Source organism: Cohnella thermotolerans DSM 17683 (assembly GCF_000429825.1).
Taxonomy (GTDB): Bacteria; Bacillota; Bacilli; order Paenibacillales; family Paenibacillaceae; genus Cohnella; species Cohnella thermotolerans.
The window spans coordinates 106,751-131,714 of record NZ_KE386955.1 but is presented as its reverse complement, the minus strand read 5'-3'; the positions used below and the strand labels follow the sequence as shown (position 1 = coordinate 131,714).

Below are 24,964 nucleotides of genomic sequence, written 5' to 3'. Positions count from 1 at the left end.
TCCATGGTCTCCTTTCTTCATACGCTCTCGTCCTGGGCCATACCGATGATGATCGTTCTTATCCCTCTTTATGCCGCTTTTCGCAAGGTTCCGGTTTACGAGACGTTCATCGACGGCGCCAAGGACGGCTTCCAGACCGCCGTCGGCATTATTCCGCACCTTGTCGGCATGCTGACCGCCATCGGCATGTTCCGCGCCTCCGGAGCGATGGACGCGCTGCTCGGCTTGTTCCGCCCGCTGTTCGAGCGGATCGGCATTCCGGGGGAAGTGCTGCCGCTCGGCCTGCTGAGACCGATTACCGGAGCCGGCTCGCTCGCTTACGCCACCGATCTGATCAAGCAGCACGGGCCCGACTCCATGATCGCGCGGATCGCTTCGACGATCCAGGGGAGCACCGACACGACGCTGTACGTGCTGACCGTATACTTCGGGGCCGTCGGCATCCGCAAATCCCGTTACGCGCTCAAGGTTGGGCTGTTTTCCGACGCGGTCGGCTTCTTCGCCGCCGTGGCGGCGTGCTGGCTGTTGTTTTAAGCCCGTCCACAAGGTATGATGGGTGTTGAGGTGAAATTTCCATTGGAACGTTTGCAGAAAATACTCGCGAATGCGGGCGTCGCGTCGCGCCGCAAGTGCGAAGAGCTGATCGCGGCCGGTAAAGTGACGGTGAACGACAAGGTCGTGACGGAGCTCGGCGCCAAGGCCGACCCGGCGGTCGACGTCATCGCCGTAAACGGCAGGAAGATCCGGACGGAATCGAAGATCTACCTGATGTTCAACAAGCCGAAGGGCGTCATTACGAGCATGAGCGATCCGAAGGGGCGTTCGATCGTCGCCGACTACTTGAAGGGCGTCAAGGAGCGCGTCTATCCCGTAGGGCGGCTGGATTACGATACGGAGGGCTTGCTGCTGCTCACCAACGACGGGGACTTGGCCCATAAGCTGACCCATCCGAAGCATCATGTGCCGAAAACGTATTTGGCGACGGTCGAGCGGATTCCGCACGGCGACGCGCTGGAGAAGCTGGCCAGAGGCATCAAGCTGGAGGACGGCATGACCGCCCCGGCCGAAGTCGAATATCACGACGCCGATCCCGACAACAAGCAGGCGACGATCCGGATTACGATCCGCGAAGGGCGCAACCGTCAAGTGAGGCGCATGTTCGAAGCGATCCACCACCCCGTCATCCGGCTCAAGCGGATTGCGTTCGGCGGCATCGCGCTGGACAACCTGCAGCGGGGCAAATACCGGCCGCTGACGAAGGAAGAGCTGAACGCGCTTAAGGCGGCCGCGGAATCCGCGGGGCAGGCGTGATTGAAGTCACACAATGTTCAAAACCGGAGGTCGGGACCGTTGTCCAGGGCCCCGGTATTTTCGTTATAATCGAGTTAAAACGGCTGCGAGAATCTTCCTGTCGAAGACGGTCTCGCCGTTCGCATTTTAGACCGGTGGTGAAAGACGTGAAGCGTTACCGCAAGCCCGTCCAGTATATCGTTTTGGCGTTCGTCATTCTGATCGGCGGCTATGCCATCGGACGGTCGTTCTTCCATACGCAGGAGGTGCTGAAGCCCGGGAGCGAAGCGCCCGCGTTCAACCTGGCCGATCTGAAGGGGGAGACGCACGACCTCGCTTCCTATAAGGGCAAGCCGCTCGTGCTCAATTTCTGGGGAACGTTCTGCCCTCCTTGCCGGAACGAGATGCCCGCCCTGCAGAAGGAATACGAGAAATGGAAGGGCGAAGGCCTTCAACTCGTCGGCATCAATCTGAGCGAGGACCGGATTACCGTGCAGCGGTTCGCCTCGGGGGTCGGGGCCTACTTCCCGATTCTGCTCGACCGGAACAAGAGGACGGAGAAGCTGTACGGGCTGAAGGAATACCCGACGACGTATTTCATATCGGCGGACGGGATTATTCAAGACGTCGTCGTCGGAGGCCCGATGAGCGAAGAAGACATCGATTCGCGGATCCGGAAGCTGTTCGGCCGCTAATGCGTTACGACTAGGAGGCTGTGTCGGTTGTTTCAGAATACGAAGTGCGAATGCGGACACCAGAATCCGGCGGGAACGGTTCTCTGCGAATCGTGCGGCAAACCGCTCGTGGAAGACTTGCCGCTCGACAGTCCGCTGGAGATGAGGTACGACGGCGTCGCCCGCCGTTCGCAGAAGGAGAATCCGGACATCATCGACCGGGTTTGGAACTTTTTCTCGTCCGTCAAAGTCGCCGTTTGGCTTATCGTCATTACGCTGGTCGGAGCGGCGCTGGGCACGATTTACCCCCAAGAGAGCACGTTTATCAACCTGGACGATCCGGCCCAATACTACAAGGACACGTACGGAACGTGGGGGCAGATCTACCAGGCGCTCGGTTTGTCCAGAACGTACGAGTCGTGGTGGTTCGTCGGCCTGCTCGTCATGATCGGCACGTCGCTCGTCATTTGCAGTCTCGACCGGGTGCTGCCCCTGTACCGGGCGCTCTCCAAACAGCAGATCCGCAAGCATCTGACGTTTATCAAACGCCAGCAAACCGTCTACGAGGGAACGCTGGACCAGGATCCCGAGGCGTGGACGCAAGCGTTCGCCGAGCAGCTGAAGCGGAAGCGCTACCGCGTTGCCCGGGAAGGGACGGCGCTGCTCGCCGAGAAAAACCGGTTCAGCCGCTGGGGACCTTATATTAACCATATCGGGCTCATCGTCTTCCTGCTGGCGGTGCTCGGCCGCGGGGTGCCCGCGTGGCATATGGATCAGTACGTCTCGGTGGACGAAGGCCAGACGAAGCAAATTCCGAATACGAACTATTACGTCAAGAACGAGAAGTTCACCGTAGAGTTTTACAAGGACAGCGAGCTTCCCGACAGCCTGAAAGGAACGAACCGGGCGAAGCTGTACGAGACGAAGGCGGTGCTGTACGAATGCACGGCCTATTGCGACGATCCGGTGAAGGACCCGGTGCTGACCGAAGTCGACAGGCACGACATTCGCGTCAACAGCCCGCTGTCTTATAAAGGTTTGAAATTATACCAATACAATTACGAGGAGCGCATTCGCCTCATCTCCGTCCGTCCGATGCTGGTCGATTCGAAGACGGGGCAATCGTACGGTCCGTTCGAACTGCCGATGAGCAATCCGCCATTGACTTATAAGGTCGGGCCTTATACGCTGAAACTGAACGACGTGTTTCCCGATTTTGGCATGGACGAGCAGAACCGGCCGATGACCAAGTCGCGCGACCCGAACAATCCGGCCTTCGTCTTCCTCGTGACGGGACCAGGCCTGTCCAAGGAAGGCGAAATTTACATCTACTTCCCGCTGCCGTCGGCGGAAGACAAGCTGCTCGAGCAGCAGATCAACGCCAGCTTCCAGAAGAGCGGCAACAATACGGGAAGGTTCTCGTTCCAGGTCGGGAAAATGGAGAACGTCAAATTCTCGCAATATACGACGTACCTGAACGTTCGGGTCGACCGGGCGATGCCGTACATCTGGATCGGCGCCGGCATCTCGATGATCGGCCTGGTCATGGGCTTCTACTGGCAGCATCGCCGCGTCTGGCTGCGCATCGACGACGGCAAGCTGACGCTTGGCGCCCATACGAACAAAAATACGTACGGCATCCGGGCCGAGGTGGCCGCCGCGCTGAACAAGACGGGCATCGCCATCGAACCGAAGGCGCTAGATAACAGGAGGAAACTAAGTTGAATTCATGGCTCCATACTAGCAGCAATGCGTTTATCGTCGCGTTTTTCCTATATTGCTTCTCGTTTATCGGCTATGCCGTCGCCGTCGGCGGCCGCCGCTTCAGCAACCGCGATCCGGAAGCGCACGCGAAGCGCTGGAGCCGGATCGGCTTCGGTCTGGCGGTGCTCGGCTGGATCGCGCATCTGGTCTTCTTCTTTACGCGCTGGAAGGGCGGCGGGCACATTCCGACCAGCAACATGTACGAGTTCATGACGTTCCTCGGCATGGCGATCATGTTCGCTTTTATCATCGTCAACCTGATTTACCGCAACGCGCTCGTCGGCGCGTTCGCCACGCCGCTTGTCGTCATCATTATCGCGTACGCTTCCGTCTTTCCGTCCGACGTGCAGCCGCTCATCCCGGCGCTGAACTCGATCTGGCTCAAAATCCACGTCACGACGGCGGCCGCGGGCGAAGCGTTCTTCGCCGTCGGCTTCGCGGCGGCGCTCGTCCAACTGCTGCGGGTCGTCGACTTCTCCAGGAACGACAAAGCCGGCAAGCGGGCGCAGCGCGGGGTGGAAGGCGTGCTCTTCTTCATTATCATTGTCATCGGCTTCCTCGTCTCGGTGTTCGGCTTCCGGGCCGGCGGCTACGAAGCCGAGTTCAAGCAGGAGAAGTTCAGCATCGACCAGCAGGGCAACGAGATCAATTCGGTGCAGAAGGTAGCGTACGGATTGCCGCCGATCGTCAAGCCGTACAACAGCGAGACGATCACGATGCAGCCTTACCTCGGCATCAAGGAACCGCTGTTCGAAGCGCCGTCATGGATGAACGGCGTCAACGCGGGCCGCAAGCTGAACACGGTCATCTGGTCGGTCATCTCCGGGCTCATTTTGTACGGCATCATCCGTCTCGTCCTCCGCAAGCCGTTAGCCGCGGCGATTCATCCTTATTTGGACGGCATCGACCCGGACGATCTCGACGAGATCAGCTACCGCGCGATCGCGATCGGCTTCCCGGTCTTTACGCTCGGGGCGCTTATCTTCGCCATGATCTGGGCGCAGATCGCCTGGTCCCGCTTCTGGGGCTGGGACCCGAAGGAAGTATGGGCGCTCATCACCTGGCTGTTCTACAGCGCCTACCTGCATTTGCGGCTGTCCCGCGGCTGGCAGGGAACGCGCTCCGCCTGGCTGGCGGTCATCGGGTTCATCGTCGTTCTGTTTACGCTGATCGGCGTCAATCTCGTCATCGCCGGCTTGCATTCCTATGCCGGGGTGTCATAAGCATAAGAAGCGACAGCATATCAAGAAGGAGACGGTCTAGATGAACGAAATGGGCAACCGGATATTGGTCGTAGATGACGAGGAACGCATTCGCCGTTTGCTGCGCATGTATCTGGAGAAAGAGGGGTACGTCATCGATGAGGCGGAAGACGGGGAGACCGCGCTTCGCAAAGCGCTTCAAACCGACTTCGATCTGATCGTGTTGGACTTGATGCTCCCCGGCATGGACGGCATCGAGGTTTGCACCCGTCTGCGCCAGAGCAAGGCGACTCCCGTCATCATGCTGACTGCCAAGGGCGAGGAAGTGAACCGCGTTCAGGGGTTCGAAGTCGGCGCTGACGATTACGTCGTCAAGCCGTTCAGCCCGCGCGAGGTCATCTTCCGCATCAAAGCGATTTTACGGCGGTCTTCCGCGACCGCCTTCCTGTCCAAGGACATGGCCGCGAGCAACAACATCGTGTTCCCGCATCTCGTCATCGAGCATGACGCGCATCGGGTAACCGCGGGCGGCCAGGAGGTCAATCTGACGCCGAAGGAGTACGAGCTGCTTCATTATTTGGCCAGCTCGCCGGATAAAGTGTTCTCCCGCGAGGAGCTGCTCAAGGACGTCTGGAATTACGACTTCTTCGGCGACTTGCGCACGGTCGATACGCACGTCAAGCGGCTTCGCGAGAAGCTGAACCGCGTGTCCGTAGAGGCGGCGTCGATGATTACGACCGTCTGGGGCGTCGGCTACAAGCTCGAGGTGACGAAATAAGCGATGGCGATATGGAGAAGCGTAGTCGGCAAGCTGTGGCTGACCATCATCGGGCTCGTCGCCGTCGTCATCTCGACGATCGGCTTGTTCCTGCTCAAGTATATCGATACTACGTTCGTCGACTCGGGCAAAATCAAACATTTGTTCGTTTACGCGGGGGCTGTCGGTTTTTTGCTGACAACCTTTTTCGCATTTTTTCTGTTGACAAAAATTACGCAGCCGCTTCGGGAGATGCGGGAAGCCGCAGATCAAATCGCGCAAGGGGATTATACGGCCCGGGTGGCGATCCGCTCGTCCGACGAGATCGGAGAACTCGCCAATACGTTCAACTCGATGGCGTCGGAGATCGACACGCTCATCCGCGCTTTGGAGCACGAGCGCGATCACCTGAGCAGCGTGCTCCGAAGCATGACGGACGCGGTCATCTCCTTTAATGCCGAAGGGGGCGTGATTTTGACCAATCCGCAAGGCAAGCATCTGCTCGAACTCTGGAATTCGGTCGACTGGAGCGACGAAGAACCGGACCGGAGGGGCGAAGTGCCGGGCCCTCTCTTGGAGACGTATCGCACCGTCATCAAGCGGGGCACGGAGCTGACGACCAAAATCCACGTTCAGAGCGAAGTATATTCCGTCGTCATGACGCCGCTCGTCTCGTCGGACGGCATTCGCGGCGCCGTGGCCGTCCTGCGGGACGTCACCGAGGAATTTCGCGTCGAGAAGCTGCGTAAAGATTTCGTAGCCAACGTCTCGCACGAGATCCGTACCCCGCTGTCGATGGTTCAGGGCTACAGCGAAGCGCTGCTTGACGATATTGCGGCGTCTCCCGAGGAACGCCGGGAGCTCGTGCAGGTCATTCACGACGAATCGCTGCGCATGGGCAGGCTCGTCAGGGATTTGCTCGATCTGGCCCGCATGGAGGCCGGCCATTTGGAGATGCATTTCCAGCCGCTCGACGTGAACGCCTTGCTGAACCGGGTCTACCGGAAATTCGCCGCCCTGACGAAGGAGAAGGGAATTCTCTTGTCCAAGTCGGAAGACCGGGAAGACTTGACGCTGACGGCGGACGGAGACCGGCTGGAGCAGGTGCTGACGAACCTGCTGGACAATGCGATCCGCCATACGCCCGCCGGAGCTTCGATCCGGATGACGGCGGACAAAGTGCGCGGCTCGCGGGGCGAAGAGCTGAAGCTGACGGTCGAAGACGAGGGGCAGGGCATTCCGCAGGAGGATTTGCCGTACATTTTCGAACGGTTCTACAAAGCCGACAAAGCCCGCAAAAGGGAGAACAACGGAGGCACCGGCCTGGGCCTGGCCATCGTGAAAAATCTGGTCGAAGCTCACGGCGGCAAAATTACGGCGACGAGCGAGCCGGGGGCCGGCACGACGTTTACGATTTGGTTGCCGATGAGCGGAAAGCCCGTGGCGTCCGGGGAACGGCGATAGCGGAGACAACGGCGCGCGCGGCGAAGGCTGCACGCGCCAACGGGGGGAACGCGCGCGGGATGTAGAAACCGCTTACAACAAACGGCCGGCAGAGCGGACCGGGCTGTCGGGTGCTCTACCAGACGGTAGGAAGCGAGAGGGGGGTCGGCCTGCTGACCGTCTTCTTCTCGCTGCTGACGATTTCGATGGGGTTCCTCGTCTCGAGAAGAAGAGGAGAGCCGAACGTCCGGCGGGACGTTCTTCTGACGTCGGCTTGCGTTACGGCCGCGGCTTGCCTGCTGCTGATCGATATTCGGACCTGGTCGGTCACCGCGTACATGATCGTCTTTTCGTTTTTCAACCCGCTGACGGTCAATACGCTTACTTCTCACTACTATCGGCTGATGGACTTTCTTCCGCTGCGGGGCCAGTTCCGGATCGAATCGGTCGTGATCCGGGAGCTGTTCCTGAACGCGGGGCGGGTGCTGTCGATCTTCGCGCTGATTTGGTTTGCCGACGATCCGGCGGCTTCGGCACTCCCGATCGTGCTCGTCTGCGCCTCGCTGCTTCAGTTCGTTATGGCGGCGCTGGTGCGCCCGGCTTCCAAGAACAGCAACAAACCGGCCTGAGGGCCGGTTTGTTTCATGCTTAAACTTAAACGAGATGAATTTGCTTGGCGCTGACCAGGTCCGCCAGGCTGGCGACTTGGACGAGCACGTCTTTCGGCACGGCCTTGTCGACGCCGAGCACCATGATGGCTGCTCCGCCGGCCAGCTTCCGTCCGACCTGCATCGTGGCGATGTTGACGTCGTTGCTGCCCAGGCTCGTTCCGACGCGGCCGATAATGCCCGGTTTGTCGTAGTGCGAGATGAGCAGAATATGCCCTTCCGGCGCCACGTCGACCGGATATTGGTCGATTTGCGTAATGCGCGCGCCGAAGCCGTTGAGCAGGGCGCCCGCCGCCATGCGCTCTTCCTTGCCGGTCCGCAGCGTGACGGAGACGAGGTTCGTGAAGCCTTTGCTGGCGTGCGATTTGTTGGTGACGATGTTGACGCCGCGGGTTTTCGCGAGGTGCATGGCGTTGACGGCGTTCACCTGGTCGGAGCCGAGATGGTGAGCCAGCACGCCTTGCACAACGTAGCGGGTCAGCGGCTGCGTATCGACGTCCGCCAGCTCGCCGGAGTAGCCGACGACGATCTCTTTGACCGGGCCTTCGGCCATTTGCGCCGCGAAGCTTCCCAACTTGCGGCCGAGCTCGAAGTAAGGCGCGAGCTTGGACAGCACGTCTGCGGGTACGGCCGGCATGTTGACCGCGTTCTTGTACGGCTCGCCGCGCAGAATGTGAAGGAGCTGCTCCGATACGTCGATCGCGACGTTCTCTTGCGCTTCGACAGTCGAAGCGCCGAGGTGGGGGGTTACGATGATCTTCGGATGCTTCAGGAACGGATGGTCCGGCTTCGGCGGCTCTTCCTCGAAGACGTCGAAGGCCGCCCCGGCGACGATGCCCGCGTCGATCGCTTCGACCAGCGCCTGCTCGTCGATGATGCCGCCGCGAGCGCAGTTGACGAGGCGGACGCCCTTCTTCATCCGGGCGAATTGGGCTTTGCCGATCATATGCCGGGTTTCCGGCGTCAGCGGCGTATGCACGGTGATGAAGTCGGCTTCGCGCACGACTTCGTCGACGGAGGCGAGCTTGACGCCGAGCTTCTCGGCGCGCTCTTCCGTCAGGAACGGGTCGTAGCCGAGCACGGTCATGCCGAACGCCTTGGCGCGGGCGGCGACTTCGCTGCCGATGCGGCCCATGCCCAGCACGCCCAGCACTTTGTTGCGCAGCTCGACGCCGACGAACGATTTGCGGTCCCATTCGCCGCCGACCGTCTTCAAATAAGCTTGCGGAATGTGGCGGGCAAGCGCCATCATCATGGCGAACGTATGCTCGCAAGTCGTAATCGTGTTGCCGTCCGGAGCGTTGATAACGACGATCCCGCGCTTCGTGGCGGCGTCGAGATCGATGTTGTCGACGCCGACGCCGGCGCGCCCGATCACCTTGAGCTGCTTGCCGGCGGTCATAATCCGCTCGGTAACGCGCGTCTGGCTGCGAACGAGAAGGGCGTCGTATTCGCCGATGATGGCGACCAGCTCATCTTCGGACAGCCCGGTTTTCTTGTCGATGGAGACGTCGGACGCTTCCGCAAGAAGAGAAATGCCCAAATCGCTGATCGGGTCCGATACCAACACTTTAAACATGTAAGCTCCCCCTAAAGTTCATAAGTATAGAAAACACCCTCAACCTCCCCGTCGTCCGCATTCCGCGAACGAACAGTGCATTGAGGGTGATGTAGCTGATTTCAACATTCGTCGCTTCTTTTTCCAAGGTCCAACGGCCTTTCCTATTTTAAAGCAACGAGACAGGCAAATCAATGGCCAATCTGCGACAAATCGCGAGCCGTGTCGAGGTTTATTTGTCCGACGAGAAAAACGGCAGCTGCGGCAGCAATTGCTTGGCGTAGAAGCGGTTCTTGGCGTTCAGGAAATCTCCCGCGCGAACCGCGTCCGTCTGCGTCAGCAAATCGGCGATCGCGCTCATGGATTTCAATTTCATCCGCTCCGCTTGACCGGAAGCGATGAAGGTGTCGATTCTGGCGGTCAGATCTTGCGGCAGGAAGTCGCTCATGATCGACTGCTCCTGCAGGTATTTGGCGGTGAGCCCGTTCTTGATGACGAGCGGGAGCGTCTTCCACTGCGTTAGCCCGACGATCGTTTTGTAATCGGAATGGCTTGGAATGTTCATGTCGACGCCCGCGGCCCATTGTACCATGGATTCGTAGTACCGCTCCTGGGCGGACAAGCCGAGCTTCAATCCTTCTTTATAGAAGGCGTCGTCGTAAATCTGGTTCAGCACGGTGGAGGCTGTGCCCTGATTCGCGGCCGCCGCATGGGAAGACAAACTGCTCGCGTAAAGCTTCAAGCTCTTGAGGTATTCGTCCTGGGCCTCCTTCAGCAGCGGGGAGACGGGAGGGATGTAGGACACTTTGGCTGATTCGTATTTGTTGTTCGCGGTTTTGGCCAATTCCTTGAGGGACGCGGAGCGGTCGGCCGTCTCGTCCGTCAGCCACTTCTGCCCGGCGGACTGCCACTCGTCCATGAATTCACGATAAGGCAAAAATACGGTATGATAGAAGGATACGAGATCCTGAAGCTGGTAGGCGGCGGCCGTCTCCGCCGCTGCCGCGCTTGCCGACCCGGCCGCCTTCTCCTGGCGGGCTTCGGCTTGGGAAGCGCCGATCTTCACGCCGTAGAAGAAAGCTCCTACCGCGACGATGAGCATGAAGAGAAAACCAAGGGCAAACATGAGATCGGTACGCGTTAGACGTTTTTCCATCATTTACTCCTCTTTACGGTCAAATTAGTAGGTCTAGTATAGTGAATGCATGGCGTATAGAACAATATTAAATATAAATTTTTAGAGGGAATATGAGAAAATTCGACATCCGCAACTTGAAAATACGCAAGGTATCCGCCCAGGACCTCGACGACCGCCTGCTGCTGATCAATTTGTATCTTACGCAGCTTATTACTTTCATTATCGGATTGTTGTGGGTGATTTTACAGGGGAGAAACGCCATTTCTTTGCTCAAATGGCCGGCTAATCCCGGATTTCTCGCATTTGCGGCCGGTTTGGCCGTCTTGGTCGTCGCCCTGGACATCGCCGTCTCGCGATGGATGCCGGAAGAAGCGATGGACGACGGGGGCGTGAACGAGAGGATTTTCCTGACGCGGCCGATCTGGCACATCGTGCTGATTTGCCTGGTCGTCAGCGTCTGCGAGGAGTTGCTGTTCCGCGGGGCGGTTCAGCATGCGATCGGGCCCTATTGGACGAGCATCGTGTTCGCGGCGATCCACGTCCGCTACCTGAGGCACTGGATTCCGACCGGCATGGTGTTCGGCATCAGCTACGCACTCGGCTGGATCTACTTGCACACGGGCACGCTGTGGGCTCCGATCGTCGCGCATTTTCTGGTGGATTTGATCATGGGGCTCATTATCCGATTACGGAGGGAATCGCAAGCATGAAAGAGGAAGACCGTTCTTCGGCGTGGGAGCGCTACATCGAAGCGAAGCGCCGCGCGTTCGAAGCGACGGATGACGAAGAGGAGAAAAACGCGTTATCGACGATCGAAGAGCTGGAGGCGGCCATCGCGGAAGCCGCGGCGTCGTCCGGCATTCCGGAGACGGGATTGCCGCCCCGCGCTTCGGTTCATCCTTCTTCCAGGGGAACGCTCACCCGCTGGTTTTACCGGGTGCTTGTCGCCTTGTTCATCGCTCTCGTGGCCGGGCTGCTGTGGTGGGGCAATCAGCGCGTCTAGGCCTGCGTATCGATGGAGGCCGGATCGACGAACGCGTAGCCCCGCTTCTCGAGGTCGGTCAGCAGCGCGTCCAGCGCTTCTCCCGTCCAGGGGAGCTCGTGCATGAGAATGTTGCTTCCGGGATGCAGCTGGTCACTTACGTTCTTGATGATGGCCGCCGTCTTGTCCTTGATCTTGTCGCCGCTCATCTCCCAGTCCAGCGAACCGTTGGACCAGGTCATATACATAAGGCCGTTCGCCTTCGCGACGGCGTGCGTCGTCGCGTTGCCGGAAGCGTTCGGCGGCCGGAAGAAAACGGGCGTCTTGCCGATGACGTCCTTGACGATCTGCTGCACGTTCCCGATCTGTTCCCGAACGGTTTCGGGCTTTTCTTTGGCCAATTGAATATGGTCCCAGGAATGATTGCCGATCGTTTGGCCTCTGGCGTCGATTTCCTTGAGCAGCTCCGGATGCTTCTTGACCCGATAGCCGTTGACGAAGAAGATCGCTTTCGCTTTGTGCTTGTCCAGCGCGTCCAGAATCGGCTTCAGCGTCGCCTCCGCTTTCGGACCGTCGTCGAACGTGAGGAGCACGACTTTGGCGCCGGTTTGTTGCGGGTCGATCGGAACGATATCGTAGTTTTTGTTCATGCGATAGAGCTTTGCCGCCGACGTTGCGGCCGCAGCCGAAGGGGAGGCCGCCGGCGCGTCCGGCTTCGGGTCAGCCGCCGCGGAGGAGGCGTTCGCGCTGCCGGCGGGTATGGCCGCGGAGGAGGCGGAAGGAGACGGCGGCTCGGCCGAAACGGCGGCGGGCGCAGCCTCCGGCGTCGCGTTGCCGCAAGCGGCAAGCGAGGACAGCGAAGCGAGAATGAAAGGTACGGTCAGGGCGGCTGCAATGCGGTTCATTGGGGCGTCTCCTCCGCGTATCGTTTCTTTAATGAACAGTCACTTCCGATTGTAACATATCCGGCAACGGCCGACACTGGGGCCTCTTCCTTAATTTGATGGAGCATGACGGCAACGATTGAGGCCACACTACAGAATGCCGGCAGCCCGGATTCGGGAGGCCAAGGATACAGGAGGTGTTTAGCGGATGACGAGAGTTGGAACGTTCGTCGTGGGCGGCCTTGCAGGAATCGCTATGGTCATGATCATGCAGCGGAACAAGCGGATGTCGGCCATGGCCGGCAGCCTCGGCCAAAATCTGATGTCCCGCATGGGCGGCATGAAGGAAGAGGCGATCGGCAAAATGCTGAATATGCGCTTCACCGGCCGCCATTCGGACAAAGAGTCGTCGCGGCGGAGCGAGAACGGCGAGGCCGTCTCCGGCGGATTGGATCAAGTCGCCCATCTGGCTTCGAAGGATTCGGAAGTGCAGCGCCGCGTCAACGAAATTTTGGAACAGAACGGGCATCACCAAATTTGACGGACGTTTTCGAAACAAAAGGCTTGGGCGGATAACGGCACTCGGATGTCCCGAATAGGGGCGGTCCGGTGCTGTTTTTTTGCATTTCGTGGGTTTTCCCTAGTGCATTTCGGATAGAGAAGTGATAACATGTTGTAAAGCAGAAACAATCACACATTATATGCCGCGTCATACGCTGTTATCACCCATCGTGTGCAGAAGGAGGATCCTGTCATGAGGATGGAGCGGCTTAGCCAGGACAAGATTAGGATTTTCCTTACCTTCGACGATCTGTCGGAACGCGGAATCCAGAAGGAAGACATGTGGCGGGAAATACCGAAAGTCCACGAATTGTTCAGCGAAATGATGGACCAAGCCTATAACGAGCTCGGGTTCGACGCGTCGGGGCCGCTTGCGGTCGAAGTATTCGCCATGCCGGCTCAAGGAATGGTCGTGATCGTCACGCGAGGGAAGCTGGACCGCGATGTGGAATCGTCGTCCGACGAAGATCTCGAGGATGAAGTGTACGAAATGGAAGTGACGCTCGAGCAGAGCGAAGCCATTATATATCGTTTTCGCGACATCGAAGACGCCATCGGAGCCGCCAAGATGCTTGTCAACCACCTGACGGAAGAAGGAAGGATGTATCGCTATCAGAATCAGTGGGTGCTCTGCTTTGATCCCGCCGGCCTCGAGAGCTCGGGATACCACGCGCTGATCGCGGTGCTCGCCGAATTCGGCGAAGTGACGTCCGTCACGCCGGCCGTGCTGGAGGAATACGGACAGCTGATCATCCCCTCGAACGCTGTCAAGGTGTTGGCTGAACACTTCTGATGATTCCGCATGCTTGTCCAACTGGCTTGCGCCTATTGAAGTTTGATTAGAAGCGGACATTTTGCGCTAAACGCCGATCGTTTACCGCGAAGTGTCCGCTTTTTGTTTGCCGCCTGGACCGAAAGGCCCAGAGGCAGTTCATTCCATCGGGATGCCCTTCGGCTCCGGACGTTGTATAATGGGTTCAAGGAAAGGAGGGAGAGCCCCAGGTGCTTCTCTTCTCGCTATTGGCCGCCGCGATCGCGCCGGGCATCGCGTTGCTCGCTTATTTCTATTGGAAAGACCGCTACGACGCGGAGCCGCTACCGATCGTCATCAAGCTGTTTCTAACCGGGGCGCTCACCGTTCTTCCCGTCATGATCGTTCAGCGGGCGCTTACGCTTTGGCTCGGGGAGTCGCCGTTCGCGTTCTCCTTCATCGTCTCGGCGGGCATCGAAGAGTTTATCAAGTGGTTCGTGCTGTTCCACATCATATATAACCATACCGAATTCGACGAGCCTTACGACGGCATCGTCTATGCGACGGCGGTGTCCCTCGGCTTCGCCACGCTGGAGAACGTGCTGTACGCCTTCACCGAGCCGGTCACCTTCGGGATGCTGATGGCCAGGGCGCTTCTTCCCGTGTCGGGCCACGCGCTGTTCGGCGTGTTTATGGGCTATTCACTGGGACGAGCCAAGTTCTCTTCCGGCAAGCAGATCAAGGCGCATCTGTGGATTTCGTTCTTGCTGCCGTTCGCCGCGCACGGCGTTTTCGACTTTATGATGCAAACCGTTCCTTCCGGGTGGCTATGGGTGATGGTGCCCTTTATGCTGCTGCTGTGGCTTAGGGGCATCCGAAGCGTCAACCGGGCCAATTCGGTGTCGCCTTTCCGCCTGCTGAAGCGCGAGGAAGAGGTTAAACCGTAACGAATCGGTCGATACTTTCAGATGGAGAAGCGGGGCGCGTTCCCGCGCGAGAGCTGGAGGTAGGAGAAATGTCGGCCGAACGGGTGAAAGTGACGATCCGCTGCAAGCGCTGCGGAGAGAAATTCGTCTTGCGGGGCCGCCGGGATCGGGGCAAAATCGATACCGGCTTCAAAATGTGCCTGTGCAGCAATACGGACGAATTCGACATCGAAGAAGAACGCACGTGAATAAAGTCGGCCTCCGATTCCCACACTAACGCCGAACGGCAGTATGGGAATGAAAGGGGTCGGCTTTTCATGTATGCGCGTTTAAGTTCGGTGTTGTTTCCGGTCGCGGCTTTGCTGTTTGTCGGAGCTATCCTGTGGGGCTACCAGGAGCATCAGGAGAAGAATGCGATACTGATCAAGGCGGAGAACCAATATCAGCGCGCCTTCCACGATTTGACGAATTATATGGGCAGGTTGCAGGACGAACTCGGCCAGACGCTTGCCGTGTCGTCGGTGTCGCACGGGATGCAGCGCAAAGGTCTCGTCAAAGTTTGGAGGTTGACCAGCGAGGCGCAAAACGAAATCAACCAGCTTCCTTTGGCGATGCTGCCTTTCAACAAGGCGGGGAATTTTCTCTCCCGTATCTCCGATTTCGCATACGGCACTTCGGTTCGGGATTTGACGAAGCAGCCGCTGACGGACGACGAGCTGAAGACGATGAAATCGCTGTATGCCAAGGCGGCGGACATCAACCAGGATCTCGGCAAAATTCAGGATGCCGTCATGAAGGATCATCTGCGTTGGATGGACGTCGAAGTAGCCATGGCGGGCAAGGACGAGCCTTACAACAATACGATTATCGACGGATTTAAAGCGGTGGACAAAAAAATCGCCTCCTATCCCGAGAACGACTGGGGTCCTTCCGCGATGTCCACGAAGCGGTACCGTTCGGTTCAAATGCTGTCCGGGCAAGAGGTTTCGGCCGACGAGGTGCGCAAAGAAGCGCTCGCCTTCCTCGGAACGACGGTTCATTCCGGGATCGGACGCAACGTTCACGTGACGGAAAACGGTAAAAACACCGATATGCCGGGCTACACGGTTACGGTCAGCGGTCCGAACGGCGAGAACATCCAGCTCGATTACACTCGCAAGGGCGGGGAGCTGCTCTGGTATATGAACCCGCGCACCGTGAAGACGCGCAAGCTGGATTTCGCAGCGGCCCGAACGAGGGCGTCGCAATTTCTCGACTCGCACGGCTACAAGAACATGACGCCGGTCACCTATGACGAATACGATCACGTCTCCGTGTTCACGTTCGTCGGCCTTCGGGACAACGTCAAGATTTATCCCGACAAAGTGACGGTGCGCGTCGCCCTGGACAATGGCGAAGCGGTCGGCCTGCAAGCCTCGGATCATGTGTTCGCCCCGCGCAACCTCTCCGTCGGGAAGGCGAAGCTGACCCGGGAACAGGCGCAAAAAGCGCTTCACCCCGATTTCAAAGTGCAGAACTACAGCCTCGCCGTCATCGAGAACGAGGAAAACAAAGAGGTACTGTGCCACGAGTTCACCGGGTCCGTCAACGGCAACGAATATCGCATCTATATCAACGCCGATTCCGGGCTGGAGGAGTCGGTCGAGCAAATTCCGAAGAAGACCAAGGCGCTGTTGAAATAACGCCGGTAGCCGGCTGCCCGACGCGTTCCGAGCGCCGGGCGGCTTTTTTTCGGAAGAGAGGCGTGTCCGGGCGGACTCGTCATGGTATAATCGGATAAGTGCGGTGTCAAACCGTGCCGAATATGCCGCCTCCGGAGGGTCCCAGGTGCTTCCGAAAGTTAACCAGACGATGTTTATACAGGCTTCGGCCGATGCCGGACTTGAAGACGCGCCTATGCTTCGATCGCGCGTGGCGGATCTGAACGCGGATTCGCTCTATATCGAAATTCCGCTCGATGAGAAGACGGGCGGGTATTACCGTTCCCAGATCGGCGAGCAATTTCGGGTTACATACTATACGTCGGAAGGCGTCAAGCATCAATTTACGACATCCGTCACCGGCTTCCGGCAAGATACGGTCGCTCTCGTCGAAGTTCGCATGCCGGCGGCGGAAGAGATTACGCGGGAGCAGAGGCGGAGCTTCCTGCGCGTGGAAGCGCAGCTCGAGCTGGCGGTCCGGATCGCCGACAAGCTGCGGTTCGTGGCTTTGACCGAAGACGTGGGAGGGGGCGGGCTCTCCTTCCGGTGCGACCGGAAATGGCCGATTACGCCGCAGATGACGCTGTCTTGCTGGCTGCTCGTTCCGTACCGCTCCGGCACCGTGGAGCATGCCCAGTTCGTGGGCGAGGTGGTCCGGGTACAGGAAGCCGAGCCCAACCACCTGATGGTTATGTTGAGCTTCCGGGAAATTACGGATGCCGATCGGCAGAAGGTCATCCGCTATTGCTTCGAACGACAACTCGATTTGCGCAGGGATGGATGAATTTGGACAAGAGAAACGCAGAGCGCCGCGACGCGAAATGGTTCGTCCGCTCGGAGAAGCTGATTGTCAGAGGGATCTCTCTGCTGGCAGCCGTGCTAGTTCTCGCTCAATTGGCGCTGCATTTCCCGGCGGCGAGACAGCTTCTGAGCCGAACCGAACATTGGGAAGGAACCCGCTACGTAACGGAGTGAGGCGGCGACCGCGTTCGCCCCGTTTTTGCATCTCCGGGTGGGCTGTGGTATAATTTTCTCATTCGCACGCAGGCATAGCTTGCCTGCGTTTTTCTTAAGGGCAGTTGATTTAGGAGGCTTATTCTTTCCTGATGAATCCACATTCCGAGCACCCGATCAACATTGCGATCGACGGGCCTGCGGGCGCGGGCAAGAGCACGGTCGCCCGTCTGGTTGCGAATGCGCTTCAGTACGTATACGTGGATACCGGAGCGATGTACCGGGCCGTCACGGCGATTGCCCTGGAGCGGGGAATTTCCCCCGACGACGAAGAGGCGATCGGCCGTCTGGCGGAGGAGCTGGATATCGTGCTTTTGCCGGGAGACGAAGGGCAGCGCGTATTGGCGGACGGATCGGACGTCACCTCCAAGCTTCGTTCGCTCGAGGTGAACCGCAACGTATCCCGCGTAGCCGCTTACGAAGCCGTGCGCAAGAAGATGGCCGACCTCCAGCGGCGAATGGCGCTTGCCAAAGGCGTGGTGATGGACGGCCGGGATATCGGAACGAACGTTCTTCCCGATGCCGAGCTGAAAATATTTTTGACGGCAACCCCCCGGGAACGGGCATTGCGGCGGTACCGGGAGATGGGCGAGCAGCCGGGCGTTACGCTCGAACAGCTGGAACGCGAGATCGCCGAACGCGACCGAATGGACCGGGAACGGGAGCTTGCACCGCTTCTCCAAGCGCCGGATGCCCGATTCGTCGATTCGACGGGACGCCCGATCGAACAGATCGTGGACGAGATCGTCGAATGGGGACGGGCGGCTTCAAGAACCATTTCGGCGGGGGAGAAGTAAATTATGTTATACCGGTTCGCTAGGGTTCTGCTCCTAACCCTGTTCAGGATTCTCTACCGCTTCGAAGCCAGGGGAGTTTCGAACGTTCCCCGGTCCGGTCCGGTCGTGTTGTGCAGCAATCATCTTACGAATTTGGACCCGATCACGCTGGGCATCGCCGTCCCTCGCAAGATTCATTATATGGCCAAGGCCGAGCTGTTCCGCATTCCGCTGTTCGGATCTTTGATCCGTTCCCTGGGTGCCTTTCCGGTCAAGAGAGGCGGAGTCAGCAAGGAAGCGATCCGCACCGCTCTCGGCGTCTTGAGCGAGGGCAAGGTGATGGGCATCTTTCCCGAAGGATCCCGTCATGCGGAGAAGATCGATGGCGTCGGAATGGGCAAGCGAGGCGCCGTCAGCATGGCGGCCCGTTCGGGTGCGGCGGTCGTTCCCGTCGCGCTGGTCGGGAATTATCGCCCTTTCCGCAAGATGGTGGCGGTTTACGGGGCTCCTTTGGATTTGAGCCCTTACTTGGTCAAAGGCTCCGAGGATTGGGACGGGGCGACCGATTTCATGATGACCCGAATCCGGGAGATGATGAGAACCGGCCAGCCTTCCCGGTGAGCCGCAAGCCATGCATGATTCGCCGGCATTACCATCATACTACAGGTATTATTTGGTTTATCGACATTCCGTGCGATTTAAACGCCGCCCCAGGTGCGGGTTTAAATAAAGTTGTTGTAGAATTGAGGAGGTATTTTCATGTCTGAGGAAATCAAAGTCCAGGAAACGGCTGCCGCCGAATCGGTAAGCCAGGATGCGCTTGAGAACGTCGTATCGTTGAAGAAAGGCGATACCGTCAAAGGTACGATCGTTAAAATCGAGGATAACCAAGCGTTCGTAAGCCTTGGATATAAATACGACGGAGTTATTCCGCTTCGCGAACTGTCCGCTGTCAATCTGGACAGCGTATCCGACGCCGTTCAAGTCGGCCAAGAAGTAGAGGCCAAAGTCGTCAGCATCAACGACGAGAAAGAAAGCCTCATCCTTTCGAAGCGTCAAGTCGACAGCGCCCGCGCTTGGGACGATCTGCAAGCCAAGTTCGAGAAGGGCGAAGTGTTCGAAGTGACCGTGGCCGACGTCGTCAAAGGCGGTCTCGTAGTGGACGTAGGCGTTCGCGGCTTCATTCCGGCTTCGATGGTCGAGCGCCATTTCGTGGAAGATTTCTCCGGCTACAAAGGCCGCACGCTTCGCGTCAAAGTTAAAGAACTCGACCGCGAGAACAACAAAGTAATCCTCTCCCAGAAGGATGTTCTCGAAGCCGAGTACGAAGAACAGAAGCAAAAAATTATGGCTTCGCTGGAGCCGGGACAAATCATCGAAGGCACCGTGCAGCGTCTGACGCCGTTCGGAGCGTTCGTGGATATCGGCGGCGTGGACGGACTCGTTCACGTATCCGAAATCGCCTGGCAGCATGTCGCGCATCCGGCGGACGTCGTATCCGAAGGGCAAAGCGTTAAAGTCAAAGTGCTCAAAGTCGACCCTTCGATCGGCAAAATCAGCCTGAGCATCAAAGCGGCTCAACCGGGACCGTGGGAGACGGCGGCCGGCCAATTCCACACCGGCGAGATCGTCACGGGCGTCGTCAAGCGCCTCGTAAGCTTCGGCGCCTTCGTTGAGATCGCTCCGGGCGTTGAGGGCCTCGTGCACATTTCCCAAATCGCCCATCGCCATATCGCGACGCCGCATGAAGTTCTGAAGGAAGGCCAGGAAGTGAAGGCCAAAATTCTGGACTTCAATCCGGCCGAGAAGCGCGTGTCCCTCTCTATCAAGGAGACGGAAGAAGCCCCGGCCGGGCCGGAGCGCGAACGCGGACCTCGCGGCGGCCGCGGATCGAAGGAAGAGACGAATCTGCCTCCGGCCGAGTCGATGAGCTTCACGCTCGGAGAGAAGTTTGGCGACAAGCTGAGCAAATTCAAATAAGATGGCTGGCAACCCCGGGGACTTGAACCCCGGGGTTTTTGCGTCTCTTCCTATAACAGGAGCATGCCTTTTCTTGCCGGGGCGAATACTAAGGGCGATCGGAGAGGAGGGAGGCTATGACGGCGGTTTCGGTGTGGCTGTCAGCCGTCATTTTATGGTGGACCGGCTGGCGAAGGGAGATGGCCGAAGGTGTTCCGCAGAGAATCATCACCCTGTTTTTGGTGTCGTGGCCCTTTGCCGTCCGGACTTCGATCGCGCTCGAGTGGGGCGGTCACGAGCTCGCTCTGAACGGTGCGCTTCCGCTCACGATAGGCTGTGCGGTGGCCGGCGCCATCCGGCTGGACGGCGTCAAGTGGGGCGCTTCGGTCGCCGCCGGAATGCTGATCGCTTCCATCGTGCTGTTCCTCGATAAAATCGTCGAGCTTCTACCGGGGGCGTCGGACGCGAATCCGATCGGAATCGAAGCGGCTCTTTTGGCCGTTCTGACCCCCTTGCTGTTGCGAACCGCGCCGGAGCAAGGGGTTGCGTTGACGGCCGGGCTCGTATTGGCGGAGGCGGCGTCGGTCTATTGGATCGTGCAATCGGGCTGGAAAGCGACGGCGGGCGGATGGGACTGGTCGGCTCGCTGGTGGCTGGCCTTCATGGGAGCCCGTCTTGTGTCGGCCGTCGCCTTGTGGATTCCGTCGTTCGCGAAAAATCGGCTTTGGAGAAAAGGAGGAGAGCGTTCATGAACGCGGCTTGGCTGTTGGTTCACCCGGATATGGCGGGGGTTACGATCGGAACCGCTTTTGGCGTGACGACCCGATATGTGATGCTTCGCAGCGATTACCGGCAATATCCGGCCTATCCGCACGGCTGGATTATCCATATGGCGCTCGGTCTGATCGCGGGGGCGCTCGGAGCGGTAGCCGTGCCGGCCTTGCTGAACAAAAATTACACGGCCATCACGTTTCTGGCGATGGCGGCGCAGCAGTTCCGGGACGTGCGGAACATGGAGCGGAACACCTTGAACGCGCTGGACGATCAGGAATTGGTGAGGCGCGGCTCGGCATACATAGAAGGCATCGCGGTCGTGTTCGAAGGCCGCAATTATTTGTCCATTTTCGCGGCGTTCCTGACGAGCCTGGTCGTATCGCTGGCCGGATGGGCCGCCGGCGTGGCGGCAGGGCTTGTCTGCCTGGCGGCCGTCTATCGCTTCCGCAAAGGGAAGACGATCGCCGACGTCGCCCGGGTCGAATTCGCTCCCGTTCGCGTGGAAGGGCCGAACGTGCTGGTCGGCGACGTCTATATGATGAACGTCGGGCTGGACGAGAATCGGGACATTATCGCCAAGCAAGGAATGGGTTTTGTGCTGACGCCCAAAAACGACGACGCCAAAGTGACGCTGGCGAATTTGGGCCAGAGGCAGGCGATTCTGCACGACGTATCGACCCGGCTTGGCGTTTACCGCGACGACGGGGAGCCGGCCTTGCTTCCGCTTGCCAAGCTCGGGCTCGCCACCGGCAAGCTCGGGCTGCTGTTCTTGCCGCGGGAACTGGACCCGCAAAAAGCGCTGCGCGCGGTCGTAAGCGTGCCGCTGCTCGAATCCGCCGTCCGCAAGCCGGTGGAAGCGAACCGGCGCGCCCAGGAAGAGGCGGTTCGCGATGGTTAAGATTATGGCGGTCGTGACGACGGAGAAGGAAAGCGTAGGAGGCGGGGCTCCGCTGTTCTACGCGCGGGATAAGGAGGAGATGCAGGAGCTCGCCCATCTGCTGGAGAAGCTGCTGAACGCCGCGGCGCACCAACTGAACGAGCATTCGTTCCTGATCGTTTACAGGGGATAAAGAACCGTTAGCCAAGGCGGGCTATTTTTGCTATGATGAAGATTGCGAGCAAATAGGCTGAGAGTTGAGGAGTGAAAGCATGGCAAGACCCGTCATCGCCATCGTAGGTCGGCCCAATGTAGGCAAATCTACGATTTTCAACCGGATTATCGGCGACCGGCTGGCCATCGTTGAGGACAAACCCGGGATCACTAGGGATCGTATATACGGATCCGGAGAATGGAACGGTATCCCCTTTAGCGTAATCGATACGGGCGGGATCGAAATCGACGGTGACGACGGATTGCTCCGTCAGGTCAGAATGCAGGCCGAGTTGGCCATCGAGGAGGCCGACGTCATTATTTTCATGGTGGACGCCAAAGCCGGCTTGACGAACGCGGACGAGGAAGTCGCGCAAATTTTGTTCCGTTCGGGCAAGCCTGTCGTCGTTGGCGTCAATAAAGTGGACAATTTGAGCCGGATGGACGACATTTACGAATTTTACGCGCTTGGCTTCGGCGATCCGATCGCGCTGTCCGGCGCGCACGGCATCGGGATCGGCGACTTGCTGGACGCCGCCGTCGAGAAGCTGCCGGAAGCGGACGATCAGGAGTACGATGACGATGTCATCAAGGTGGCGCTGATCGGGAGGCCGAACGTGGGCAAGTCTTCCCTGGTCAACGCCATTCTGGGCGAGGAACGCGTCATTGTAAGCGAAATCGCGGGAACGACGCGCGACGCGATCGACACGCCGTTCGAGAAGGACGGGCAGAAATACGTGCTTATCGACACCGCCGGCATGCGCAAGCGCGGCAAGGTGTACGAGACGACGGAGAAGTACAGCGTCATGCGCTCCATGAAGGCGATCGAACGGGCGGACGTCGCGCTGATCGTCATCAACGGCGAAGAAGGCATTATCGAGCAAGACAAGCATATCGCCGGCTATGCGCACGAGTTGGGCAAAGCTTCGATTTTTGTCGTGAACAAATGGGACGTTGTCGAGAAGGACGACAAGACGATGCAGCATTTTACGAACGCCATTCGGGATCACTTCCTGTTCATGACGTACGCGCCGATCGTGTTCGTCTCGGCCAAGACGAAGCAGCGGCTGAACAAGCTGTTCCCCGTGATCAATCGGGTCGCGGAGCAGCACGCCATGCGGGTGCCGACCCATCTGCTCAACGACGTCGTGTCCGACGCGGTCGCCGTAACGCCGCCGCCAAGCGACAAGGGCCGCCGTCTGCGAATCAATTACGTGACCCAGGTGTCCGTCAAACCGCCGACCCTGCTCATTTTCGTCAACGAGCCGGAGTTGATGCACTTCTCGTACGAGCGGTTCCTGGAGAACAAGATCCGGGCCGCATTCGAATTCGAAGGAACCCCGCTGCGGCTGTTCACGCGCCGCAAGTCGGATCAGGAATAGGAGAGACGGTTGTGACGGCACCTATCATTGCAATTGCAGTCAGTTATTTGCTTGGTTCCATATCGTTCAGCATTCTGTTCGCGCGTTGGCTGCGCCAAATCGACATTCGCCAGCACGGCAGCGGCAACGCGGGAGCCACGAATACGTTGCGCGTGCTCGGCAAAGGACCGGCGATCGCTGTGTTTGCGCTCGATATCGCCAAAGGCGTCGCCGCCGTGCTCATCGGCCGCGCCTTCATGGGCGACGACTACGGCTGGCTGCCGGTCGCCTGCGGGCTCGCTTCGATCGTCGGCCATAACTGGCCGATTTTCTTCCGTTTCAAAGGCGGCAAAGGCATCGCGACGACGATCGGCGCCATGATCGCCCTTTCGTTCGTGCCGGTGCTCATCGCCGGGATTGCAGCCATTATTATTATTGCTTCCACGCGATACGTATCGCTCGGCTCGATGATCTTCGCGGTGCTGCTTCCCGTCATTCTTGCGATCGGAGGGTGGGACCGCGCGCTCGTCTGGGGCGCGGTCGTCGTTGCCGTCCTTGCGGTGCTTCGCCACCGGAAAAATATCGTCAAGCTGTTGAACGGCACGGAAAACAAACTGGGCAGCGGCAAGAAGGGAGAACCGCATGGCGTCTAAATCGGTTACCGTCCTTGTGGCGGGCAGTTGGGGAACCGCGCTTGCCTGCGTTCTCGCCGACAATGGCCACAGGGTGACCTTATGGACGCGAAACGCCGATCAGGCGCGGGAAATCAACGAGCGGAAGTGTAACTCGAAGTTTTTGCCCGAGGGGCAATTGCCGGAAGGCCTCGCGGCCACGGCCGATCTGCCTGCGGCTTTGGCGGAGGCGGAGGCGGTCGTCTTCGTTCCGCCTTCGTCGGCGATGCGCGAAGTGGCGCGTTCCGCCGCCCCGTACATAAACAGCGGCACGCTTGTCGTGCACGCGACCAAAGGGTTCGAGAGCGAATCGCTGAAGCGGATGTCCGAGGTGCTTGCGGAGGAGCTCGGGCGTCCCGCGGAAGAGATCGCCGTGCTGTCGGGACCGAGTCACGCGGAAGAGGTGATCGACCGGCACCCGACGACGGTCGTCGTGGCCTCCGGCGCGATCGAAATCGCGGAAGCGGCGCAAGACTTGTTCATGAACGACGCTTACTTCCGCGTCTATACGAACCCCGATATCGTCGGCGTGGAGATTGCCGGCGCCATCAAGAACATTATCGCGCTCGGAGCGGGCCTCTCCGACGGGCTCGGCTTCGGCGACAACGCCAAAGCCGCGCTCATCACGCGCGGTCTCGCCGAGATCGGCCGCCTGGGCGCGGCCATGGGCGCGAACGCGCTGACGTTCGCCGGCCTTGCCGGCGTAGGCGACCTGATCGTGACCTGCACGAGCCGTCACAGCCGCAATTGGCGCGCCGGCTCGATGCTGGCCCAGGGGCTTGGGCTGGAAGAAACGCTGCGGCGAATGGGCATGGTCGTCGAAGGCGTGCGCACGACGCAGGCGGCCCAGAAGCTTGCGAAGCGGTATGACGTCGAAATGCCGATTACAAACGAGTTGTTCAAAGTGCTGTTCGAAGGGAAGGCTCCTTCCGAGGCTGTCGGCGCGTTGATGGGACGCGTCCGCACCCACGAGATCGAGAACCCCGCTCTGCGTCCAAAACGGTGAACACCCATGCCTGCC

At 59.1% G+C, this 24,964-nt stretch carries 29 protein-coding genes; 26 read left to right on the top strand and 3 right to left on the bottom strand.

Annotated features, from left to right (window positions below):
* Positions 1-3 precede the first annotated feature (3 nt).
* From G485_RS0118250 to G485_RS0118215, 8 genes are all read left to right on the top strand, one after another.
* Positions 4-534 carry a spore maturation protein gene (locus G485_RS0118250; protein WP_027093694.1) on the top strand — a complete coding sequence of 177 codons (531 nt, stop codon included), beginning with the start codon at positions 4-6 and terminating at the stop codon, positions 532-534.
* A 42-nt stretch (positions 535-576) separates the two neighbouring features.
* Entirely contained in the window at positions 577-1,311 is a 735-nt protein-coding gene (locus tag G485_RS0118245) for a pseudouridine synthase (protein ID WP_027093693.1), read from the top strand.
* 146 nt (positions 1,312-1,457) lie between these two features.
* Positions 1,458-1,985 carry a redoxin domain-containing protein gene (locus G485_RS0118240; RefSeq protein ID WP_027093692.1) on the top strand — a complete coding sequence of 176 codons (528 nt, stop codon included), beginning with the start codon at positions 1,458-1,460 and terminating at the stop codon, positions 1,983-1,985.
* Positions 1,986-2,012: 27 nt separating this feature from the next.
* Complete coding sequence (resB, locus tag G485_RS0118235; protein WP_027093691.1) at positions 2,013-3,689, top strand: cytochrome c biogenesis protein ResB; 1,677 nt, start codon at positions 2,013-2,015, stop codon at positions 3,687-3,689.
* On the top strand, positions 3,686-4,951 hold the full coding sequence (gene ccsA, locus G485_RS0118230) for a cytochrome c biogenesis protein CcsA (RefSeq protein ID WP_027093690.1): 1,266 nt from the start codon (positions 3,686-3,688) through the stop codon (positions 4,949-4,951). Before resB ends, ccsA begins: the two co-directional genes overlap by 4 nt.
* 40 nt (positions 4,952-4,991) lie before the next feature.
* On the top strand, positions 4,992-5,708 hold the full coding sequence (locus G485_RS0118225) for a response regulator transcription factor (RefSeq protein ID WP_027093689.1): 717 nt from the start codon (positions 4,992-4,994) through the stop codon (positions 5,706-5,708).
* A 3-nt stretch (positions 5,709-5,711) separates the two neighbouring features.
* Entirely contained in the window at positions 5,712-7,151 is a 1,440-nt protein-coding gene (locus G485_RS0118220; RefSeq protein WP_027093688.1) for an ATP-binding protein, read from the top strand.
* A gap of 110 nt (positions 7,152-7,261) precedes the next feature.
* Entirely contained in the window at positions 7,262-7,759 is a 498-nt protein-coding gene (locus G485_RS0118215) for a hypothetical protein (RefSeq protein WP_027093687.1), read from the top strand.
* Between the two features lie 25 nt (positions 7,760-7,784).
* Here the strand turns inward: G485_RS0118215 and serA are convergent, their stop codons facing one another.
* Positions 7,785-9,377 carry a phosphoglycerate dehydrogenase gene (gene serA, locus G485_RS0118210; protein WP_027093686.1) on the bottom strand — a complete coding sequence of 531 codons (1,593 nt, stop codon included), beginning with the start codon at positions 9,375-9,377 and terminating at the stop codon, positions 7,785-7,787.
* A gap of 211 nt (positions 9,378-9,588) precedes the next feature.
* On the bottom strand, positions 9,589-10,512 hold the full coding sequence (locus tag G485_RS0118205; RefSeq protein WP_027093685.1) for a hypothetical protein: 924 nt from the start codon (positions 10,510-10,512) through the stop codon (positions 9,589-9,591).
* 92 nt (positions 10,513-10,604) lie between these two features.
* Here G485_RS0118205 and G485_RS0118200 point away from each other — a divergent pair, with 92 nt between their 5' ends.
* A complete protein-coding gene (locus tag G485_RS0118200) occupies positions 10,605-11,204 on the top strand; it encodes a type II CAAX endopeptidase family protein (RefSeq protein WP_027093684.1) in 600 nt (199 codons plus the stop codon).
* Positions 11,201-11,497, top strand: a complete 297-nt coding sequence (locus G485_RS30115; RefSeq protein WP_035157174.1) for a hypothetical protein — start codon at positions 11,201-11,203, stop codon at positions 11,495-11,497. Before G485_RS0118200 ends, G485_RS30115 begins: the two co-directional genes overlap by 4 nt.
* Here G485_RS30115 and G485_RS0118190 read toward each other — a convergent pair.
* Positions 11,494-12,381, bottom strand: a complete 888-nt coding sequence (locus G485_RS0118190) for a polysaccharide deacetylase family protein (RefSeq protein ID WP_027093683.1) — start codon at positions 12,379-12,381, stop codon at positions 11,494-11,496. The genes G485_RS30115 and G485_RS0118190 overlap by 4 nt on opposite strands.
* 187 nt (positions 12,382-12,568) lie before the next feature.
* Between G485_RS0118190 and G485_RS0118185 the strand changes: the two genes are divergently transcribed.
* The 16 genes from G485_RS0118185 (at position 12,569) to G485_RS0118110 (ending at position 24,949) form a co-directional block, all read left to right on the top strand.
* Positions 12,569-12,901: a hypothetical protein gene (locus G485_RS0118185; RefSeq protein ID WP_027093682.1), complete on the top strand. Its 333-nt coding sequence runs from the start codon at positions 12,569-12,571 to the stop codon at positions 12,899-12,901.
* 213 nt (positions 12,902-13,114) lie between these two features.
* Positions 13,115-13,714 (top strand): genetic competence negative regulator, encoded by a 600-nt coding sequence (locus G485_RS0118180; RefSeq protein WP_027093681.1) that lies wholly within the window; start codon positions 13,115-13,117, stop codon positions 13,712-13,714.
* A gap of 209 nt (positions 13,715-13,923) precedes the next feature.
* Positions 13,924-14,619 carry a glutamic-type intramembrane protease PrsW gene (prsW, locus tag G485_RS0118175; RefSeq protein ID WP_027093680.1) on the top strand — a complete coding sequence of 232 codons (696 nt, stop codon included), beginning with the start codon at positions 13,924-13,926 and terminating at the stop codon, positions 14,617-14,619.
* Between the two features lie 68 nt (positions 14,620-14,687).
* A complete protein-coding gene (locus G485_RS30505; RefSeq protein WP_169732343.1) occupies positions 14,688-14,846 on the top strand; it encodes a hypothetical protein in 159 nt (52 codons plus the stop codon).
* Between the two features lie 69 nt (positions 14,847-14,915).
* On the top strand, positions 14,916-16,280 hold the full coding sequence (gene ypeB / locus G485_RS0118165; RefSeq protein WP_027093679.1) for a germination protein YpeB: 1,365 nt from the start codon (positions 14,916-14,918) through the stop codon (positions 16,278-16,280).
* Positions 16,281-16,425: 145 nt separating this feature from the next.
* On the top strand, positions 16,426-17,082 hold the full coding sequence (locus G485_RS0118160) for a flagellar brake protein (protein ID WP_027093678.1): 657 nt from the start codon (positions 16,426-16,428) through the stop codon (positions 17,080-17,082).
* Between the two features lie 2 nt (positions 17,083-17,084).
* Positions 17,085-17,273, top strand: coding sequence for a hypothetical protein (locus tag G485_RS0118155; RefSeq protein ID WP_035157171.1), 189 nt, complete (start codon positions 17,085-17,087; stop codon positions 17,271-17,273).
* A 131-nt stretch (positions 17,274-17,404) separates the two neighbouring features.
* A complete protein-coding gene (gene cmk, locus G485_RS0118150) occupies positions 17,405-18,109 on the top strand; it encodes a (d)CMP kinase (protein ID WP_027093676.1) in 705 nt (234 codons plus the stop codon).
* Positions 18,110-18,112: 3 nt separating this feature from the next.
* The gene (locus tag G485_RS0118145) at positions 18,113-18,709 is read left to right on the top strand and encodes a lysophospholipid acyltransferase family protein (protein ID WP_027093675.1); all 597 of its coding nucleotides are present in this window, start codon (positions 18,113-18,115) and stop codon (positions 18,707-18,709) included.
* 138 nt (positions 18,710-18,847) lie between these two features.
* Complete coding sequence (gene rpsA, locus G485_RS0118140) at positions 18,848-20,068, top strand: 30S ribosomal protein S1 (RefSeq protein ID WP_027093674.1); 1,221 nt, start codon at positions 18,848-18,850, stop codon at positions 20,066-20,068.
* 116 nt (positions 20,069-20,184) lie between these two features.
* Positions 20,185-20,799 carry a hypothetical protein gene (locus G485_RS0118135; RefSeq protein WP_027093673.1) on the top strand — a complete coding sequence of 205 codons (615 nt, stop codon included), beginning with the start codon at positions 20,185-20,187 and terminating at the stop codon, positions 20,797-20,799.
* The gene (locus tag G485_RS0118130) at positions 20,796-21,719 is read left to right on the top strand and encodes a YIEGIA family protein (protein WP_027093672.1); all 924 of its coding nucleotides are present in this window, start codon (positions 20,796-20,798) and stop codon (positions 21,717-21,719) included. Before G485_RS0118135 ends, G485_RS0118130 begins: the two co-directional genes overlap by 4 nt.
* On the top strand, positions 21,712-21,891 hold the full coding sequence (locus tag G485_RS0118125; RefSeq protein ID WP_027093671.1) for a capping complex subunit for YIEGIA: 180 nt from the start codon (positions 21,712-21,714) through the stop codon (positions 21,889-21,891). Before G485_RS0118130 ends, G485_RS0118125 begins: the two co-directional genes overlap by 8 nt.
* Positions 21,892-21,970: 79 nt before the next feature.
* Entirely contained in the window at positions 21,971-23,293 is a 1,323-nt protein-coding gene (der, locus tag G485_RS0118120) for a ribosome biogenesis GTPase Der (protein WP_027093670.1), read from the top strand.
* 11 nt (positions 23,294-23,304) lie between these two features.
* Entirely contained in the window at positions 23,305-23,925 is a 621-nt protein-coding gene (gene plsY, locus G485_RS0118115; RefSeq protein WP_027093669.1) for a glycerol-3-phosphate 1-O-acyltransferase PlsY, read from the top strand.
* Complete coding sequence (locus tag G485_RS0118110) at positions 23,915-24,949, top strand: NAD(P)H-dependent glycerol-3-phosphate dehydrogenase (protein ID WP_027093668.1); 1,035 nt, start codon at positions 23,915-23,917, stop codon at positions 24,947-24,949. The genes plsY and G485_RS0118110 overlap by 11 nt, the downstream gene beginning before the upstream one ends.
* The last annotated feature ends 15 nt before the right edge of the window (positions 24,950-24,964 follow it).

What these genes read in the sequence shown, in the direction of transcription:
- G485_RS0118110 (WP_027093668.1), top strand. Translation starts at nt 23,915, where the DNA reads ATGGCGTCTAAATCGGTTACCGTCCTTGTGGCGGGCAGTTGGGGAACC.
- G485_RS0118145 (WP_027093675.1), top strand. Translation starts at nt 18,113, where the DNA reads ATGTTATACCGGTTCGCTAGGGTTCTGCTCCTAACCCTGTTCAGGATT.
- serA (WP_027093686.1), bottom strand. Translation starts at nt 9,377, where the DNA reads ATGTTTAAAGTGTTGGTATCGGACCCGATCAGCGATTTGGGCATTTCT.
- G485_RS0118185 (WP_027093682.1), top strand. Translation starts at nt 12,569, where the DNA reads ATGACGAGAGTTGGAACGTTCGTCGTGGGCGGCCTTGCAGGAATCGCT.
- rpsA (WP_027093674.1), top strand. Translation starts at nt 18,848, where the DNA reads ATGTCTGAGGAAATCAAAGTCCAGGAAACGGCTGCCGCCGAATCGGTA.
- G485_RS0118130 (WP_027093672.1), top strand. Translation starts at nt 20,796, where the DNA reads ATGAACGCGGCTTGGCTGTTGGTTCACCCGGATATGGCGGGGGTTACG.
- G485_RS30115 (WP_035157174.1), top strand. Translation starts at nt 11,201, where the DNA reads ATGAAAGAGGAAGACCGTTCTTCGGCGTGGGAGCGCTACATCGAAGCG.
- G485_RS0118225 (WP_027093689.1), top strand. Translation starts at nt 4,992, where the DNA reads ATGAACGAAATGGGCAACCGGATATTGGTCGTAGATGACGAGGAACGC.
- G485_RS0118250 (WP_027093694.1), top strand. Translation starts at nt 4, where the DNA reads ATGGTCTCCTTTCTTCATACGCTCTCGTCCTGGGCCATACCGATGATG.
- der (WP_027093670.1), top strand. Translation starts at nt 21,971, where the DNA reads ATGGCAAGACCCGTCATCGCCATCGTAGGTCGGCCCAATGTAGGCAAA.
- ypeB (WP_027093679.1), top strand. Translation starts at nt 14,916, where the DNA reads ATGTATGCGCGTTTAAGTTCGGTGTTGTTTCCGGTCGCGGCTTTGCTG.
- G485_RS0118205 (WP_027093685.1), bottom strand. Translation starts at nt 10,512, where the DNA reads ATGGAAAAACGTCTAACGCGTACCGATCTCATGTTTGCCCTTGGTTTT.
- G485_RS0118125 (WP_027093671.1), top strand. Translation starts at nt 21,712, where the DNA reads ATGGTTAAGATTATGGCGGTCGTGACGACGGAGAAGGAAAGCGTAGGA.
- G485_RS0118190 (WP_027093683.1), bottom strand. Translation starts at nt 12,381, where the DNA reads ATGAACCGCATTGCAGCCGCCCTGACCGTACCTTTCATTCTCGCTTCG.
- G485_RS0118220 (WP_027093688.1), top strand. Translation starts at nt 5,712, where the DNA reads ATGGCGATATGGAGAAGCGTAGTCGGCAAGCTGTGGCTGACCATCATC.
- G485_RS0118200 (WP_027093684.1), top strand. Translation starts at nt 10,605, where the DNA reads ATGAGAAAATTCGACATCCGCAACTTGAAAATACGCAAGGTATCCGCC.
- G485_RS0118180 (WP_027093681.1), top strand. Translation starts at nt 13,115, where the DNA reads ATGAGGATGGAGCGGCTTAGCCAGGACAAGATTAGGATTTTCCTTACC.
- G485_RS0118135 (WP_027093673.1), top strand. Translation starts at nt 20,185, where the DNA reads ATGACGGCGGTTTCGGTGTGGCTGTCAGCCGTCATTTTATGGTGGACC.
- cmk (WP_027093676.1), top strand. Translation starts at nt 17,405, where the DNA reads ATGAATCCACATTCCGAGCACCCGATCAACATTGCGATCGACGGGCCT.
- G485_RS30505 (WP_169732343.1), top strand. Translation starts at nt 14,688, where the DNA reads ATGTCGGCCGAACGGGTGAAAGTGACGATCCGCTGCAAGCGCTGCGGA.